Here is an 18,247-nt window from a genome sequence, read left to right as displayed (position 1 = left end):
TATATTTGCACACCTTCTGAGGAGAAGGGTTGAGGTCTGGTAGTTCAGCTGGTTAGAATACATGCCTGTCACGCATGGGGTCGCGGGTTCGAGTCCCGTCCAGACCGCTTCAAAAAAGAGAGTAATCTCGGTCAGTTCTTTAACAGAATAAGTTTTTAAGATTTTTAGGTCTGGTAGTTCAGCTGGTTAGAATACATGCCTGTCACGCATGGGGTCGCGGGTTCGAGTCCCGTCCAGACCGCTAAAAATTATTAAAAACAATCTTTAAGATTTTAGGTCTGGTAGTTCAGCTGGTTAGAATACATGCCTGTCACGCATGGGGTCGCGGGTTCGAGTCCCGTCCAGACCGCTAAAATTTTAAAAAACACACATTGTTGGTCTGGTAGTTCAGCTGGTTAGAATACATGCCTGTCACGCATGGGGTCGCGGGTTCGAGTCCCGTCCAGACCGCCAACAAAAAAAGCATCATTTGAATAAAATGATGCTTTTTTTTGTTACACGAATTTCCTCGTCTATTTTTTTAGTTCGTACTGCAACGCTCCAGAAGGACAACGCTTAATCTGATCAATCAGTTCCGCTGTGTTGGCATTTTGAACCGTAATCCAAGGCCTATCTTTTGGGTGATATACCTGAGGCAAACTTTTAACACAGACGGCGGCATGTTCACATCGCTCCGGAATCCAAAGTACAGTGATCTCCCCATTCGGATGATCATATCTAACAATCTTTTCTTCCATAATAAAAATCTCTCCTGAAATACTAATATCAATAAGTACGATTTTGTTTTAGGAAATCGGACGTCTTCGTTTTATCATCCTGCTGACACGATAGATCATAAAAATACTCAGCACGGAGAGTAAAACAACAATAATACCCAAGGTTGGATAATGCTCCAATGGACTTTCCTTTGTCTGTTGAACAATGATCACACCAGCGAGTGATGCAGCTACTCCCCCAGCCAACTGTTGCAAGGACGAACTTATGCTCATAAATGCACCCCTATCCTTCATCTCAGGAACTGCACTGATTAAAGCCGAAGAAGGAGTCATGCGGCTCAAGATGCCGGCCATCATCAAGATATTCAAAATGACAACAAGATAAAATGGTGTAACCCCCAGATTGGTATAAATCAAGACCACCACCATCAGCCATATCGAAGCTAGCGCAAAGATTTTAAACTTATCATAGCGGTCACTCAATTTCCCAACAATAGGCATAATAATCAGTGAGGCAACACCGGATATCATAAATAATAGGGGTAATTGCTCATGACTAACATGTAAATTATTGACGGCAAAGGCACTTCCGAAAGGCATCATCATATAACCACCAATAGAGAGCAGCGCCGTCGCGAGAAAACCAATACGGTATTCCTTTTGCGAGAATGTGGACCAAAGGTGTTTAAGTGCAGATTGATGCTTCTGCAGGCCGATATGCGCAGTTATAGGAATCAGTTTAACTGCAATAATAATGACAATGATCAAAGCCATGACAGCGATCCATAAGAAAGCACTATGCCAGCCCCAATTATTGGCTATATATAGACCTATTGGGATCCCCAGCACCTGGCTCGCACCAAAGCCCATCTGTACAAAGCCCATGACACGCCCTCTTTGCTGAAGCGTGAATATATCCGTAATAATAGCCATGGAAATCGACCCAATGACACCACCAAACAATCCCGTCACTATACGGGCAGCAACCAAGGTCCAATAATCATTGGCGAAACCACAGAAAAAAGTACCGACAATAAAACCCGAATAAAAAAACAGCAAGAGCTTCTTCCGGTCAAAGCGATCGGCAAAACCAGCAGTCAATAGTCCAGATGCGCCGGCACTAAAAGCATAGGCTGAAACTGCAATGCCAAATTGAGATGGTTTTAGATCGATGGCCTTCATCAGGATATCGCCCATCGGTGACATCACCATAAAATCGAGCACGACGGTAAATTGTGTAATCGCCAGCAAAAACACCACGAGTTTTTGATACGCCGTAAACGGGGCATTCGCCTGTTGGTCTATTTCCATATGATAATGATGATCTTGGTTTAAACTGTGTTAAAAATACACAAGCGCTGGAACATTCTCAGCAATAAGTTTATAAAAATTATTCAACAGGCTTTTTAACCCCTTTAGATCCAGTTTTTTAACGAACCTACAGGAGTGAACAACGCTACTACCGACATTTTCTACCCCTATAGTGTTCTGTCTGCTCCCTGATACCAGAGACTTAACCGTCAGTATTACCATGCAATGAACAGGTTCCTTTCATTTATTGAGACGTATTGAATCCGTAGAAACGGAAGCATTTACTGAAACCTGATATATAAAACAAAAAAGCCAGCACCCCTGTTCCCAAGTGCTGGCTTTAATCGCATCTAGTTTATGCTTTATTCCGCGATAACAGCAAACTCTGCTCCTGAAGCGAAATCATCGCCACGTTGTGAATTTAATGCGGTAAAGCGAATATAACGTCCCTTGACAGGTTTCTCAAAACGAACGGTTTTGAGTTTTTTATTTCGCTCGAATGTACCCGACATCACATCTTCCCAGTTTTTACCATCTTTACTTACCTGAATCTTATAATCCTTGATATCGCCATTGGCACCATCTGGCCTCGGCAAAAATGTAAAACCTTTGATAGTCTTCACACTCGCCGCATCGAAATCAACCCAATGCGGATATTGAGCTACGGTGACTGAGTACATTGTATGCCAGATCGACGTAGGATCTCCATCCAATAAGTTCTTGGCATCACTTTCACCCGTCTCCTGACTGGACGCAAAGACCACTTCCATCGGAACTGTTTCGATCTTACTGTATTGTTGTGTTACTTTTAGTTTTTCATTTCCCTGATACCAGGCTGTTATTGTTCCGCCCTGACGCAGATCAAAAGAGTTCTTATAGATGTTTGCTTTTCCATTATTCAATGTATACAGTACAGTCTCCGCTTTATTTCCCGAAAGAACAGATACCTCGCCTGTTGAACTTCTAGCGAAAGAAATAGGGGCATCTCCAGCTGTAGCAACATGAGCTTTGGCTAGGTAATCATTTTGCTGGATCGGACGGATAATAAAACCGATTGAAGTTGGTACCGCTTTCACACGGTCTTTTTCCAATGGCGGCCCTTGTCCGCAGCTATTACCCCCGAGACCTGTGACCGCAGCGTCCAAATGCAAATGCACACCGGAGCTCTTTGGTAATTGATAAGGGTGCGGTGCAAATGTCAATTCTAGTTCACTATATTCCAATGCGGACGTAGCGAGATGTTCCTTTGCAATGAAGATCGCTCCTTGTCCATCCTTATTGGTCAAAGATGTCCAACGCACATCCTCATTGTTACTCATATTTTGCGGGTTGGGCCAAGGTACGAATTGATCTTTTACGGTGCTTTTATGCAATTCAATAAATTGTGCCGTCTTACGATCCGCATAGTTATTGATCGGACCACGTCCATAATAACTGTAGTTACCAAACTCACCTGGCAATTGCAAGGAGTACCCCAATCTAGCCAATACAACACTTGCATTGTTGGAAGTGATACTAGATGATAATTCAATCGAACCATCCTTATATATTGTCCAGATCTGATTGCTTGTAAATTTGAAATCATCATTACCAAATGGCTTATCTGTATGCTCTTTGAGTGTATACGTCCCAGATGTTCCACCCAATAAAGAAGCACCATAGGGAGCTTGCGACTCAATTGTAAATGCCAAAACGACTGTACCGTCTTTCTTCGTATAGCTGTTTGAAGACAATACTTTGTGCTTTAAATTATGTAAGCCCTTTTCAAACCATTGCTGATAAGCCCAGTTATCATTATCGACAGGTGCACGCAAAGCATCTAGTTTAGGCCCTTCACCATCCCGTATAATTTGCTTGTTAGCATACACTAAGCTATAGATTGCCCCAGTCTTATTGTCAAATTTTGCAACAAACTGATCCCCTTTTACCACCTGCAACTCACCTTCTTTGGAAAGCACAGGATTTCTTCCATTGGCAACAGACGAAATTAACGGTTTGTTTTCAGCGGCTTTAACCAACAGCTGTTCCTCCATTTGAACAAAGCCCTTATTTGCCCATGGCTTGTCCTCATTGAGCAAAAATTGAACTTTCACAAAATATTCAGATCCGGCATCCAATTTAGCGTATTCGATTGGTAGGACAACTTGTTTCTTCTGACGAGCTTTAGGCAAATCAGCAGCAGCTATTGTACCAGTGCTTCCTGCAATAGCTACGCCATCTTTGAACAGTGACCATTGGACTTGATAATCACTAAGATCTTTAAAATAGTTTTTATTGAACAGCTCAATTTTTCCTTGTTGAATATCGATAGCTTTAACCCCTACATTTTGATAAACCTTTTTAACTTCAAAGTATTGTGGCTTGGGCTTCATATCAGCGAAGATCAATCCATTGTTGACGAAGGTACCATCGTTAGGTTTGTCGCCAAAATCACCACCGTAAGCAAAAAAACGTTCACCGGTTTTCTTATCATAGTAATACATGGATTGATCAATCCAATCCCATATTGCCCCACCCATGAAAAAGTTTGTCGACTCAATAGCTTCCCAGTAATCGATCAGGTTACCGACAGCATTTCCCATCGAGTGCGAGTACTCGGAGATATGGAATGGGTACTTCAATTTGTAAGTTCCCTTGACAGCTCCTCTGACCCAGTCAATAGATGGGTACTGATTTGAACCCATATCCACTATTGTGTTGTTACGTTCGTATTGGATAGGTCTTGAGGTATCGATTTTCTTGATCGCATCATAAGCGGCCACAAAATTATCTCCAGGACCAGCCTCATTTCCGAGCGACCAAATCACAATAGAAGGATGATTAATGGTCGCATGCACCATTTCGATATTACGTGCCACATGCGCATTTTTCCATTCTGGGACATGAGAAAGGGACTCTTTTCCATAATAATATTGGTGGCTTTCGATATTCGCCTCATCCTCAAGATAGATACCATATTTGTCACAGAGGTAATACCAATATGCAGGTTCTGGATAATGTGAATTACGCACATGATTGATATTGGCGCTTTTCATCAACTTCACTTCAGCTTCCATCTGCTCCCGGGTAACGACTTTTCCATGCTCAGGATTCGTCTCATGGCGGTTCACACCTTTCAGCTTAACCGTTTTGCCGTTGATGTAGTAATAACGTCCAGCAAGGCCAAATTCGTCATCAGACGCCTTGGTATCTTTAATTTCAACCTTCCGAAATCCGACATAGGTTGAAACAGTCTCGATCGTTTTATTTTTCTTGTCCTTCAATTCGGCTACCAACGTATACCGATAAGGAAGTTCAGCGGACCATTTATCTGGATTTTTTACCGCTAATGTCGCTTCAATACTGTTCGAAGCCTTCGCATCTAATTGCGGAACAACAGCAGATGCTTCAGCCTGGTCTACCAAGGTATTTTCATCGCTGTACAGTTTATTTTTATATAAGGAATAGACAAGCTTATAACCGTCGGCTTTCTTATCGCTCAAATTACGGACGGTACCCGTAATTTTTAACGTACCATTTTCATAGCGATCATCCAATGTTGGAATTGCTGCCAGATCACGGACTTGGATTTTGGGTGTTGAAGTCAGGGATACATCGCGAAATATTCCCGGTAGTCGAAACATATCCTGGTCTTCCAGGAATGAAGCGTCGGAGCTGCGATAAACTTCCACGGCCAAAACGTTCTCACCCTCCTTTTTTAAGAAAGATGAGATATTAAATGAGGCAAGGTTTCTTGAATTTTTTGAAAACCCGACATACTTGCCATTCACCCAGAGGTAGAAAAATGAGTCTACTCCATCGAAATTGAGAAATACCTCACGCCCATCCCAGTCTTTCGGAACGGTGAAATTACGGCGGTATGAACCGACTTCATTACGGTATACATAAGTGGTCCAATCTTGTGGCGGTGTGCGCATCACGCCACCACGCCAATCATCGACTTTCACTTGGTGTTGAAAGATCACACGTTGATTGGAGTAGATCGGCACACCGTATTTTAAGCTGCCATCCTTCTGAATACCGTAGATATTCCAACTCATTGGAACAGGTACGGATTCCCAAGTATTTACATCATATTTGGGATCGTAAAATTCCTTTGGACGTTCTTCAGGCGTCTTTACCCAATGAAACTTCCAGGAACCATTAAGTGACCGCCAAAAGTTACTATGCTCCGGAAGTACTTTTCGCGCATTTTCTACGTTTGAAAAGGAAAAGAACGAAGCATGTGGTAGTTCTTTGTTGAGTGATAATAACTGTGGTGATTCCCATTCATTACCTTTTGGAGATAAGATATCTTCATACTGGAAACCTTCGATATGTGGTGTAAAAGACTGTCCCACTGTCAAGGTCGAATGAAGAGCCAGCAATGAGGTCAGTAGCGTGGAAAAAATAACTGATTTTCTTAACATAATGTATTTAAGCATTTTAGTTCAGGAAACCAAATGTAACTTCATTTTAGAGGAATAACAAGCAGATTATTAAAGCACTCGATTGCGAAACTTTTTCGATACATAAATAAACAATGGATGATTCAAGGGTCATCTGAAAATCGAAGCAAAAACAAATGCTTTCGGTTTCAGGGAATAAGCAGTATTTTTGGGCGTAGATTTCGCATTAAACAAATAAAAGTTTACGTTTGAAAATATTTTGAAGATTTTCATTTTTCAAAGGGTTACAATTTAGGCATTAAGGTATTAATAGGTGAGTAAATTCAGTAAATCAGTCCTGCTAGAAAATGATGAGCAGATCATTGAAGGCCTCAAAGAAGGCAATAGCTTGGCGATAGATAGTATCTATAAACGATATTATCCATCCATAAGCCATATGATACTGCAAAACAATGGAAGTGAGGATGAAGCAAAAGATATCTTTCAGGAGGCTGTAATTGTGCTCTACGATAAAGTTGCCAAAGGTGACTTTGAGCTCAGCAGCAAACTCAAAACATATCTTTACTCGATTTGTCGAAGGCTTTGGCTTAAGCAACTCAATCGTGCTGGTTTTGGCAATAGTGACATTAGCGGTTATGAAGACTCCTTATTTGAGGAAGAAGATTTACAACAGCACCAAGAACTTGAAAAAAAGTTCGATCAAATGGAACTTGCGCTAGAGAAAATGGGTGAACCATGTAAGACGATCTTACATGATTTCTATATCTTAAACCACTCGATGCAGGACATCTGTGAAAAATTTGGTTATACCAATACAGATAATGCCAAGACTCAAAAATATAAATGCCTTCAACGGCTGAAAAAAATATTTTTTTCAACAGATTAAAATTTGAGTAACACCATGGGAACAATGAATCAAAAAGAATTTTTCGAATTGGCTGACCAATATCTCCGCGGGGAATTACCTTCAGCGGAAAAAGTGGCATTCGAATCTTTTTGTGCTGAAAACCCTTCGTATGCTGCCCAATTACAACAACACCGCGACTTTGTTACCAATATGAAGGAAACTAGCCAGAGGCTTGATTTCAAAAATGTATTGGCCAACTCAGCCAAGGAATATCATAAATCCCAAGGTACAACCACGAAAGTGGTGCCGATGAAACAGTCTACTGTTATTTCTCTTTGGGAACGGATCAAAGCAAGCTCTTTAGTAGCTGCTGTTGTGGCAGTATTTGCGGTATTTGGCACCTTATGGCTAAGTGGTTATTATAGCAACTTGGAAAAAGCCTCTTCAGATTACAGCGCATTACGTCGTGACATGAATAATGTCAAAAAGAACGTCAATGCACATAACGCTGCGATCAAAGATATCAATGATAAAAAGTCGGTCAAAAGTAGCGAAAGCCAATTTGGAGCAACAGGTTTTATGTTGACAACAGATGGTTATGTCGTAACCAACTATCACGTGATCAGTGGTGCGGACTCCATTTACCTGCAAAATGGTAAAGGTGAATCTTACAAAGCACAAGTTGTTCACACCGATGCCAGCAAAGACTTGGCAATCTTATATATCGCCGACAAAAACTTCAAAAAGGCTAAAAGCTTACCTTATACCTTCAAAACGTCTACTTCAGATTTAGGTGAGGATATCTATACAATCGGTTTCCCTCGTGATGAAGCAGTATATGGACAAGGATACTTAAGCTCTTCAACAGGTTATGCGGGTGACACCATTGCTTATCAAATATCTGTTCCTGTCAATCCAGGAAACAGTGGTGGTCCGGTCCTAGATAGTAAAGGAAATGTGATCGGTATTATTTCAGGTAAACAAAGAGGAATAGATGGTGCTGCTTTTGCCATCAAAACCAAGTCAATCATGAATGCCCTTGCTGATATCCCTAGCGACTCATTAACCGCAGGCGTAAAAATCAATAGGAAGAATGCATTGGCAGGTCTACCAAGAACCGAACAGATCAAAAAATTACAAGACTATATTTATATGGTTAAGGTCTATTAAGACTGTAATCTTATCATACTTATAAAAAGGCGGTACATAAGTATCGCCTTTTCTTTTGACCCTTGCTCACTTTCCCTTTTTAGTATGCGGCCTATTCTTTCTGCTGTGTCGTTCACAGATACAAACCCAAATAAACAGTACGGTTTCAACAGCTATTCATGAAGCAATTTTAATGTTGGAACATGAGCGATCAGAATTTCAGATCATAAGGAATGTATGTATCCCGCATGAAAAATATGCTTGCAGTAGATTGACAGGTTCGAATAAGGTTAGCTACCCTGTGTTAGAATAGGCTCTGAAATGAAAAACGTCAGATCTTTTTGGATCTGACGTTTTGTATACCTCTAAATTTAACCCAATTGCCTATAGATTAGGTTGCGGGGTTGTTCTCAAATAAGGCTTGATTTCCTTAAATCCTTTTGGAAATTTTGCTGGAATATCTTCAGTCTTAATAGCAGGTACGACAATCACGTCTTCACCATGCTTCCAATCCGCCGGTGTAGCCACCTGATAATCTGCCGTAAGCTGTAATGAATCTATCACCCGTAAGATTTCATCAAAATTACGTCCAGTAGATGCAGGGTACGTCAAGGTCAATTTTATTTTTTTATCGGGGCCAATAATGAAAACCGAACGTACAGTAGCTGTCAAAGAAGCATTCGGATGAATCATATCATACAGCTCAGAAATGTGTCGATCTTCATCGGCAATAACCGGAAAATTCACTTCCGTTTGTTGCGTTTCATTGATATCCTTGATCCAGTTCAAATGATCGTTTACATTATCTACACTTAACGCAATTGCTTTAACGCCTCTTTTGTCAAATTCAGACTTCAATTTCGCTGTACGCCCCAACTCAGTTGTACATACAGGGGTATAATCAGAAGGATGTGAAAAAAACACCACCCAGCTATCTTTAATATAATCGTGAAAATCGATTTCACCAATAGTCGTTTGCGCTTTAAAATTTGGCGCTTCGTCTCCTAATCTTAAACTCATAATCTTATCTTTTAAATATGTTCAAAACCACATACTCTACAAATATAGTAGATTAAATTTAGCAAACAAATAATTCCCTACTTTTTTAAATTGAGATGAAAAAACGCTAATTAAATACTATGCAAGCATAATATATATTTTGTATATTTGATTATAAGCTAGCTCTTTCCCCAAAAAAGGACTGAAATTAGCGCCAATGCCGCGATGCTAAAACATTTTTTGCTTCGCGACGATTAAGTAAAGAGTTACAGTTATGATAAGTTATAGACCATAAAATTGAGATATCATGAACTTTGAATTAAGCGAAGAACATAAAATGATCCGTGATGCAGCACGGGAGTTTGCCCAAGAACTAAAAGCGGGTGTAATACAACGGGATGAAGAAGCCAAATTTCCGACAGATTTTGTCAGACAGATGGCCGACCTTGGATTTATGGGTATCATGACACCTGAAGCCTATGGTGGTGCTGGTATGGATACCTTAGCCTATGTACTTGTATTGGAGGAAATCGCCAAAATTGACGCATCCGCAGCCGTTATTGTTTCCGCACACAATTCTTTGGTACTCTATGGACTGAATGCTTTTGGAACAGAAGAGCAAAAACAAAAATACCTTGTTCCATTGGCCAAAGGCGAAAAACTGGGCGCATTTGCACTCTCTGAGCCTGAAGCTGGATCGGACGCCTCCTCGCAACATACAACAGCCGAAGACAAAGGTGACCACTATATACTGAACGGCACGAAGAACTGGATTACCAATGGTGGTCACGCTGATATTTACCTCGTCATTGCACAGACTCATCCAGAAAAAGGCCATAAAGGAATCAATGTATTAATTGTTGAAAAAGGATTACCTGGGTTCACAATTGGACCAAAAGAAAATAAATTGGGAATCCGAAGCTCAGATACGCATTCGTTGCTATTTTCGGATGTCAAAGTACCCAAGGAAAATCGTATCGGTGAAGATGGTTTTGGGTTCAAATTTGCCATGAAAACACTCGATGGAGGACGTATAGGTATCGCAGCACAAGCGTTGGGTATTGCAGCCGGAGCATATAATCTTGCACTTGCCTATTCCAAAGAACGTAAAACATTTGGCAAACCAATTTCAGAACATCAGGCGATCCAATTTAAACTAGCGGATATGGAAGTAGATATCGAAACGGCGAGGTTGTTGACCTATAAAGCGGCATGGACCAAAGATCAAGGTCTACCTTATGGAAAAGAAGCTGCGATGGCCAAGCTACACGCTTCTGAAGTAGCCATGAAACATACTGTCGAAGCTGTTCAGGTCCATGGCGGTTATGGTTATGTGAAAGAATATCATGTAGAAAGATTAATGCGTGATGCCAAGATCACACAGATCTATGAGGGTACTTCTGAGATACAAAGACTGGTTATTGCACGGGAAATCTTACGTTAAGCATGTTCATCGTATAACTTAAAATAAAAATCCTGTCCCTTCTCAAAGAAAGGGACAGGATTTTTATTGATTATTCAATTTACCATCTATCATCGACAGGTATTGATAATCCTGAAAAGAGAAACTCGCCGTTTCAGCCATAGCCAAATTTAAGATGAGTTTTGCTTTTCGCAATAAATTCTGCTGTTCTTCACCGTTTGCATTCAAGCCATCAAATAGTAAGGTCAATGCCAGTGGATGTAACTGCTGTGCCTGAAGTTCCTCTTTTGAATAGGTTGTAAGTTCATCTTCGGAGAGACCCAAATAAAAACCACGGTCTTTTTCAAAAAACTTCTGATAAGCATCGTCAAATACGGTGGGATCACTCGGTTCCGCAAAAGCATCGTAACCGTCAATCCAAATACGAAGAAATTTTCCAATATCTTCCACCCAGCGCACCATTAAATCTTTTTTAAAACTTATCCCCATTTTGTCGATCTATTATCGAATCTGTCCATTGCCACGGACAATCCATTTTTCTGTTACCAACTTCTCTAATGCAAAAGGACCACGTGCGTGCAGTTTTTGTGTTGAAATACCTATTTCTGCTCCCAATCCAAACTCACCACCATCCGTAAAACGAGTTGAAGCATTCGCATATACCGCTGCTGCGTCCACTGCATTCAAAAATCGTTCGATAGTCAATTCATGTGAAGACACAATACACTCCGAATGTTTTGATGAATATTTTTCGATATGTTCCAAAGCTTCATCCAATCCATTGACTGTTTTTATCGAACACTTCAAATCTAGAAATTCTCTTCCAAAATCTGCTTCTTCGGCGGCCACTAAATTTGAAAATTTTTGATGCGCCAATAATTCATAGGCAATGGGGTCTGCAAACACTTCCACCGAAGCATTTTCAAGGTAAGGCGCTAGTTTAGCCAAAAATTCCGGTGCCACTTCCTTATCCACTAAAACCGTATCCAAAGAATTACATACCGATGGTCTGGAGATCTTTGCATTGGCTACAATTTTTGCGGCCATCCCGAGATCAGCAGTTTTATCCACATATGTATGACATACACCAGCACCAGTTTCTATAACAGGGACTTTCGCATTTGCCCGAACAAAATCTATCAGGGACTGTGAACCGCGTGGAATAATAATATCGACATATTTAGTTGCTTCCAGCAATTCCGATACATATTTACGCGCTACAGGCAGCAATTGCACAATGTCTGTGGGAATACCATTTGCTTCTAATACACGATGGATAACGTGCAGCAAGGCCTCGTTTGTATATTGCGCATCAGAACCACCTCTCAACAAACAAACATTACCTGACTGGATACAAAGCGCCGCTACATCTATTGTAACATTCGGGCGGGACTCATAGATCACACCAACAACACCAAGCGGGACAGTTATTTTCTCTATTTCTAATCCATTGGGCAAAATTTTCTTGAGCAACAGCTGATCGGTCGGATCTGCTAGATCAGCAATCTGTTTTACGCTAGCTGATAGTGCCTGTAAGCGATCACTATTCAGCAGAAGACGGTCTTTCTTTGGATCTCCATCATCCATAAGATCCAGGTCAATTTTATTCGCATGCAGGATTAGGGCCTCTTCTTCAACAAGTGCCGCAGCGATAGCCTCCAAAGTGACCTTTTTAGCATCTGGAGCAAATTGTTGCAAGAATTGTTTCGCCTTAGCTGCCGCCTTCAATTGTTCAATTATTGATTCACTCATAACAATACGATATCATTTGCATGCGCAATTTCTAAATTCTTTTTACTGGACTGAGATAACAACGATGAATCCATTTTCGCCCGGGCCACAGCCACTGTCAGACCATCGAGGTTCACAATGTTCAACACCTCTCCTTTCTCAAAATGTTCAACAATACGCGTTACACCAACAGCGAGTAAGCTTTTATGTTTCAACAAAGCCTCTTCAGCACCTCGGTCCACCATCAGTTCACCCTTAATTAGGCTTCCACTCGCCAACCATTTTTTTCGTGAGGAGATCTTTTTACGCTCCGGCAAGCACAAGGTACCTGTCTCATGTTTGATCGCTTTCGTGATCGCATCTTCAGTCTGCATGCTAAAAATAACCACTTCAATTCCCATCTGATTAGCTAGGCGTGCAAAATTCAATTTTGAGGTCATCCCTCCTAATCCTACCGCAGATTTATCTTTCCTTGCCAATCCCAGAACATCCCGGTCAATGGTTTCGATCTTTTCTATGATTTTATTATTTGCATCCAATACGCCTGGAACAGAAGTACTAAACAGTAATTTTTCAGCACCAAATCCAACAGCAATCAACGTGGCCAATTCATCGTTATCCGAGAACTTCAACTCTTTATTGCTCACCACATCATTTTCGTTTGCTATCGGGATAACATTATTGCGCCACAGTTCCTCATAGGTATTCTTTAACTGGAGGAACTGGTCCCGATTGGAAAAATGATGTCTTTCACATAGGCTTTGCGCCAACGAAATCTTAAAAGGCCTGAAGTAGGTGGAATACGTATTAATCAATATCGGATTTCCGATGGCGGCCGCCGCCTTTCGTTCCGACAATGTACCTGTATAACTGGGGAGAAAACGCTTGCCGGCAGCAACAGCACCTGAAGATACCAGGACAATATTGTACTTCTTCTGCAAAGAAGCAATCTGCCGAGCAACCTCCAAAACAATACGTTCATCAACTTCTCCCTCTTTCGTGGTAATAGAAGCCGATCCAAATTTGACAACGAGAATAGGCTTTTTCATTGTAAGTATGCTTTAGTTTAGATTAAAGCTCTAATTTACTGAGAAGAATTTGATTTTTGCAAAATATGTTAACATTTGAACAATATTACGCAATAAAATGCCAGCTATTTTTAAGCAGGTAAGCCGCCTTCACACGAAAAATAGATCATAAGGAAAGGCTATCCAAAGAAGTAAAAGTCCCCTCCTGAGAATTGAATACTCAGTAAGAAATCATAAGTGGGTGCGCACAACATAAAAGGAAAATAGACCTGTACCATAACTAATGCATTAGATCTCAAATCAAAATTTAAATCAGGGGCTGATCTAAATCTCAGTGAATGATAAAAAACAAGGTTCAAATCCATAAAGAACCTGAACCTTGCCCATTTATCACAAAATTTACCTTTTTAATACTGCCTTATTAAAAAGTAAGTATATCTCATTTACGATGAAAAACGCTCATCGTAGAGCTTTTCCAAAGAGAACATTTCGTCACGGTATTTGGCGGCTTCCAAGAAGTCCATTTCCTTCGCAGCTTTATCCATTTTCTTGCGAACAGCATCAATCGCTTTTTTCAGATCTTTTTCGCTGAGGTACTGCATGACAGGATCCGCTGCGATAGCCTGCGTAGGATCTGGCTCAACATAAAACTTTTGCTCAACGCCTGAGAAATCGGCGACAGAGGTCTGCTCCAGAATTTCTTCCCTGGTCTTTCCAACCGTTCGTGGTGTAATACCATGTTCTATATTATAGTTCATTTGCTTTTCCCTACGTCGATTGGTCTCCTCTATCGTTACGCGCATACTATCTGTCATTTTATCCGCATACATGATCACCCGTCCTTTATCATTCCGGGCAGCACGTCCGATCGTTTGGATCAGTGAGCGCTCCGAACGTAAAAAGCCCTCTTTATCGGCATCGAGAATAGCCACCAGTGTAACTTCGGGCAAATCCAATCCCTCCCGAAGTAAATTCACGCCAACTAAAATATCAAACTCGCCTAAGCGCAATCCCCGTAAAATCTCTACACGTTCCAAAGTCTTAATTTCAGAGTGTATATAACGCACTTTAAGATTCAACTTGGTCATATATTTGGATAACTCCTCAGCCATCCGTTTGGTCAGGGTCGTAGCCAAGATACGGCCTCCTTCCTTGATCGTTTTGTCGACCTCTTCCAAGAAATCATCCACCTGATTTATAGCCGGACGAACCTCAATAATGGGATCCAATAAGCCTGTCGGACGGATGACCTGTTCAACAACGACACCTTCCGTCTGTTGCAATTCATAATCTCCGGGAGTCGCCGAAACATAAATCGTCTGATTGGTCAACGATTCAAACTCCGGAAAGTTGAGCGGCCTGTTGTCCATGGCTGCAGGTAATCGAAAACCATGTTCCACCAAAGAGACCTTACGTGAGCGGTCACCACCATACATGGCCCGTAACTGCGGCAAGGTAACATGGCTCTCATCAATAACAAGCAGATAGTCCTCCGGAAAATAATCCAGCAGACAGAAAGGACGCATCCCCGGCTGTCTTCCATCAAAGAATCGAGAATAGTTTTCTATTCCAGAACAATAGCCAAGTTCGCGCATCATTTCCAGATCGTAATTCACACGTTCTTCTAGCCGTTTAGCTTCTAACATAAGCCCTTCCTCCTCCAACTGTGTTTTACGTTGCATCAATTCATCCTGAATGGCCCAGATAGATTCCTTAAATTTCTCCTTCGGAGTAACGAAAAGGTTCGCTGGGAAAAGGGCTAAATCCTCCATTTTATTCAAGGTCTTCCCAGATACCGGATCGATCTCACTCAATTCATCAATCTCGTCACCAAAAAAGGAGATACGGATCGCAAAATCTAAGTAAGCGGGGTATACATCTACGGTATCTCCCTTGACACGAAAAGTACCACGTTTAAATTCAGTTGTTGTTCTAGAATAAAGGATTTCGACCAGTTTATGCAAAAAGGCATTCCGGGTTATTGTCATTCCAACCCCAAAACGAAAAATTGAACGTGAAAAATCTTCGGGATTTCCCATACCATAAATACAGGACACCGAAGAAACCACAACAATGTCCCGTCGTCCGGACATCAATGATGAAGTCGTTGCCAATCGAAGCTTCTCTATTTCTTCATTGATCGCCAAGTCTTTTTCAATGTAAGTATTCGTGGAAGCAATAAATGCCTCCGGCTGATAATAATCATAGTAAGAAACAAAATAATTAACCGAATTATTCGGAAAGAACTGTTTAAATTCACCATATAGCTGAGCCGCCAATGTTTTATTGTGACTTAATATCAGGGTTGGTTTCTGTGTTTCTTGAATTACATTGGCTATAGTAAATGTTTTACCGGATCCGGTAACCCCCAAGAGTGTCTGGTATTGTTCACCTTGGTCCACACCTGCTACCAATTCTTTGATTGCCTCTGGTTGATCACCTGTCGGTCTATACTCTGATGTCAATTCAAATTTCATACAATTCCTATTTCTTAAAGAAAACTATTTCGACCTTTCGCTAAGCATCAGCACTCAAGCATCGCTAAATTTCAGCTTAGAAAAATCCGTCACACGCACACAATGATAATCTATAAATGTTACGATTTTATAACATGTGGTCTAGGGCCATATTTTAGATGGTCTTCACACAAATTTACTAATTTTTTTACCATTTTATATCAAACTATAAATATGCCGCAGATGTTATTACTTTCAGTTGATTATTTACTATCTTTAGCTTTAACAGAACTAGCACGCACGTCATGGTCACTATTCTATCTACCCAAAATAGCATTGCAAATCATTTTATTGCAGAATTGAGAGATGTTACTATTCAGCGGGATCGCATGCGTTTCCGTCGGAATCTGGAACGACTCGGAGAAGTATTTGCTTATGAGATCAGCAAAACCATGGCCTTTAAACCCGTGGAGGTCGAAACACCCCTGGGCGTTGCCAAGACACAGCTATTGATGGAACAGCCGGTATTAGCCACTATTCTAAGGGCAGGACTTCCCTTCCATCAAGGTTTATTAAATATCTTTGACCAAGCCGACAATACTTTTATCGCAGCTTATAGGCACACCAAAAAGAGTGGCGAATTTGAAGTTCACAAAGAATACGTCAATACACCGAATTTAGATAATAGAACAGTTATCATCGTCGATCCGATGCTGGCTACTGGAAAGAGCCTTGTCTTATGTTGTAAAGATCTTTTGGCCGAATATGAGATTAAAGAACTGCATATTGTTGCGGCAATTGCATCGGAAGAAGGATTAAACCATGTCAAGGCTTTCGTTCCGACTGCGCATATCTGGGTGGGTGATGTCGACCATGAATTGACAACAAAAGCCTATATTGTTCCCGGTCTGGGCGATGCAGGAGATCTGGCCTATGGTGAAAAACTTCATTAATGTGGAGAATTATTTAAAATTAAATTAACACTTAGATCATTGAAATTCAGTAAATTTATATCAATGATGAAGTTTAATTTATATATATCTAATTTATACCACTATGAGATGGCAAAAATACAATGGCGAATCCATTCGCTCTACGATTTTCGATGCTGTTGAGGAAGTCATTAAACGAGAAGACGCCCTAGGGAACAAGCTCAAGGTTTATATCGGCACCGATTCCCAAGTAAAGAGAGGAATCATCGACTTCGCCACCGTCATCGTCTTTCTCAGGGAACATAAAGGTGGATTTATGTTTATCCAACGGGACAAAAGGCATCACCGAATGAGTATTAAAGAACGGATGCTACTCGAAGTCCAAAAATCCATCGACATCGCCTATCAACTCTGCCCCCTCCTCGAAAAACACAAAGTAGACCTAGAAGTCCACGCCGACATCAACACCAATCCAAATTTTCAGTCAAATGTAGCCCTCAAAGAAGCCATGGGATATATTATGGGTATGGGGTTCGTATTTAAGGCCAAACCTGAGTCTTTTGCGAGCACCAATTGCGCCAATAAACAGGTGCAGTAGTTGATTCTAAGGCAGACTTTGTATCTTTAAGGTGTAATTTTTAACACACCAGATGCAGGATTTTTTTCAGCAGATTGCCAGTCAATTTGCCCAAACTACTTGGCTCGAATGGTTAGGTACGCTAACTGGCTTTCTTTGTGTTTATTTGGCCGCAAGACAAAATATATGGAACTGGCCAATTAGCATTATCAGTGTGGTCTCCTATGCCATCCTTTTTTATGATGCAAGGCTTTATGGTGACACCATACTCCAATTTTATTTTTTGTCCACAGCCGTATATGGCTGGTATTACTGGCATAAGCGAAAGGAAGAAAAAAAGAGACCGATTGTTAAGGCCAATAGAAATCAACTCATCTTGAGCATACTTGTCATTATCTTTTTGACAGCCGCAATAGGCTACCTTTTGGACAGTAAAACAAATTCCGACGTCCCTTATATTGACGCATTCTGTACTTCAGTTAGCTTTGTCGCTCAGTTTTTAATGACGAGGAAAGTACTTCAGAACTGGATTCTCTGGGTTTTTGTCGATATCTGCTATATCCCATTGTATATACACAAAGAGCTTATGCTAACAGCTGTACTGTATCTCGTATTCGCCATTATTGCCTGGAATGGTTACCGTGACTGGCAAAAAACCTATAAAAATTTTGCGTAATATTGCCTATCAAA

Annotated in this window: 14 protein-coding genes and 4 tRNA genes; 10 read left to right on the top strand and 8 right to left on the bottom strand. The window is 40.9% G+C overall.

Annotation, left to right across the window (positions count from 1 at the left end):
- The first annotated feature begins 33 nt into the window (after positions 1-33).
- The 4 genes from LC454_RS17450 (at position 34) to LC454_RS17435 (ending at position 453) form a co-directional block, all read left to right on the top strand.
- Positions 34-107, top strand: a tRNA-Asp gene (locus LC454_RS17450).
- A gap of 60 nt (positions 108-167) precedes the next feature.
- A tRNA-Asp gene (locus LC454_RS17445) sits at positions 168-241 on the top strand.
- Between the two features lie 34 nt (positions 242-275).
- Positions 276-349: transfer RNA gene (locus LC454_RS17440), tRNA-Asp, on the top strand.
- Positions 350-376: 27 nt separating this feature from the next.
- Positions 377-453: transfer RNA gene (locus LC454_RS17435), tRNA-Asp, on the top strand.
- 59 nt (positions 454-512) lie between these two features.
- On the opposite strand, the gene LC454_RS17430 is transcribed toward LC454_RS17435, so the two are convergent.
- The 3 genes from LC454_RS17430 to LC454_RS17420 all read right to left on the bottom strand — a co-directional run bounded on the left by LC454_RS17430 (position 513) and on the right by LC454_RS17420 (position 6,436).
- A complete protein-coding gene (locus LC454_RS17430) occupies positions 513-737 on the bottom strand; it encodes a (4Fe-4S)-binding protein (RefSeq protein ID WP_223583746.1) in 225 nt (74 codons plus the stop codon).
- A 48-nt stretch (positions 738-785) separates the two neighbouring features.
- The gene (locus LC454_RS17425; protein ID WP_120261392.1) at positions 786-2,027 is read right to left on the bottom strand and encodes an MFS transporter; all 1,242 of its coding nucleotides are present in this window, start codon (positions 2,025-2,027) and stop codon (positions 786-788) included.
- A 362-nt stretch (positions 2,028-2,389) separates the two neighbouring features.
- A complete protein-coding gene (locus tag LC454_RS17420; RefSeq protein WP_223583745.1) occupies positions 2,390-6,436 on the bottom strand; it encodes a glycoside hydrolase family 2 TIM barrel-domain containing protein in 4,047 nt (1,348 codons plus the stop codon).
- A 292-nt stretch (positions 6,437-6,728) separates the two neighbouring features.
- Between LC454_RS17420 and LC454_RS17415 the strand changes: the two genes are divergently transcribed.
- Together LC454_RS17415 and LC454_RS17410 are read left to right on the top strand one after the other, a co-directional pair.
- Positions 6,729-7,301 carry an RNA polymerase sigma factor gene (locus LC454_RS17415; RefSeq protein WP_120261390.1) on the top strand — a complete coding sequence of 191 codons (573 nt, stop codon included), beginning with the start codon at positions 6,729-6,731 and terminating at the stop codon, positions 7,299-7,301.
- 24 nt (positions 7,302-7,325) lie between these two features.
- Entirely contained in the window at positions 7,326-8,432 is a 1,107-nt protein-coding gene (locus tag LC454_RS17410; RefSeq protein WP_223583744.1) for a serine protease, read from the top strand.
- Positions 8,433-8,795: 363 nt separating this feature from the next.
- Here LC454_RS17410 and LC454_RS17405 read toward each other — a convergent pair whose 3' ends face one another.
- Positions 8,796-9,431: a peroxiredoxin gene (locus tag LC454_RS17405; RefSeq protein ID WP_077438013.1), complete on the bottom strand. Its 636-nt coding sequence runs from the start codon at positions 9,429-9,431 to the stop codon at positions 8,796-8,798.
- A gap of 286 nt (positions 9,432-9,717) precedes the next feature.
- On the opposite strand from LC454_RS17405, the gene LC454_RS17400 reads away from it, so the two are divergent.
- Positions 9,718-10,854 carry an acyl-CoA dehydrogenase gene (locus LC454_RS17400; protein ID WP_223583743.1) on the top strand — a complete coding sequence of 379 codons (1,137 nt, stop codon included), beginning with the start codon at positions 9,718-9,720 and terminating at the stop codon, positions 10,852-10,854.
- Positions 10,855-10,917: 63 nt separating this feature from the next.
- On the opposite strand, the gene LC454_RS17395 is transcribed toward LC454_RS17400, so the two are convergent.
- From LC454_RS17395 to uvrB, 4 genes are all read right to left on the bottom strand, one after another.
- A complete protein-coding gene (locus tag LC454_RS17395) occupies positions 10,918-11,322 on the bottom strand; it encodes a hypothetical protein (RefSeq protein WP_223583742.1) in 405 nt (134 codons plus the stop codon).
- A gap of 12 nt (positions 11,323-11,334) precedes the next feature.
- On the bottom strand, positions 11,335-12,585 hold the full coding sequence (locus LC454_RS17390) for a glutamate-5-semialdehyde dehydrogenase (RefSeq protein WP_223583741.1): 1,251 nt from the start codon (positions 12,583-12,585) through the stop codon (positions 11,335-11,337).
- Positions 12,582-13,613 carry a glutamate 5-kinase gene (gene proB / locus LC454_RS17385; protein ID WP_223583740.1) on the bottom strand — a complete coding sequence of 344 codons (1,032 nt, stop codon included), beginning with the start codon at positions 13,611-13,613 and terminating at the stop codon, positions 12,582-12,584. Before proB ends, LC454_RS17390 begins: the two co-directional genes overlap by 4 nt.
- Positions 13,614-14,035: 422 nt before the next feature.
- Positions 14,036-16,069, bottom strand: a complete 2,034-nt coding sequence (uvrB, locus tag LC454_RS17380) for an excinuclease ABC subunit UvrB (RefSeq protein ID WP_223583739.1) — start codon at positions 16,067-16,069, stop codon at positions 14,036-14,038.
- 284 nt (positions 16,070-16,353) lie between these two features.
- Between uvrB and upp the strand changes: the two genes are divergently transcribed.
- The 3 genes from upp to pnuC all read left to right on the top strand — a co-directional run bounded on the left by upp (position 16,354) and on the right by pnuC (position 18,233).
- Positions 16,354-17,001 carry a uracil phosphoribosyltransferase gene (gene upp, locus LC454_RS17375; RefSeq protein ID WP_120261383.1) on the top strand — a complete coding sequence of 216 codons (648 nt, stop codon included), beginning with the start codon at positions 16,354-16,356 and terminating at the stop codon, positions 16,999-17,001.
- Between the two features lie 103 nt (positions 17,002-17,104).
- A complete protein-coding gene (locus LC454_RS17370) occupies positions 17,105-17,578 on the top strand; it encodes a ribonuclease H-like YkuK family protein (RefSeq protein ID WP_046672303.1) in 474 nt (157 codons plus the stop codon).
- A 52-nt stretch (positions 17,579-17,630) separates the two neighbouring features.
- Entirely contained in the window at positions 17,631-18,233 is a 603-nt protein-coding gene (gene pnuC / locus LC454_RS17365; protein ID WP_223583738.1) for a nicotinamide riboside transporter PnuC, read from the top strand.
- The last annotated feature ends 14 nt before the right edge of the window (positions 18,234-18,247 follow it).

The sequence above is a fragment of the Sphingobacterium sp. GVS05A genome, from assembly GCF_019969845.1.
Lineage (GTDB): Bacteria > Bacteroidota > Bacteroidia > Sphingobacteriales > Sphingobacteriaceae > Sphingobacterium.
This window is presented reverse-complemented; position numbering and strand designations above follow the sequence as displayed.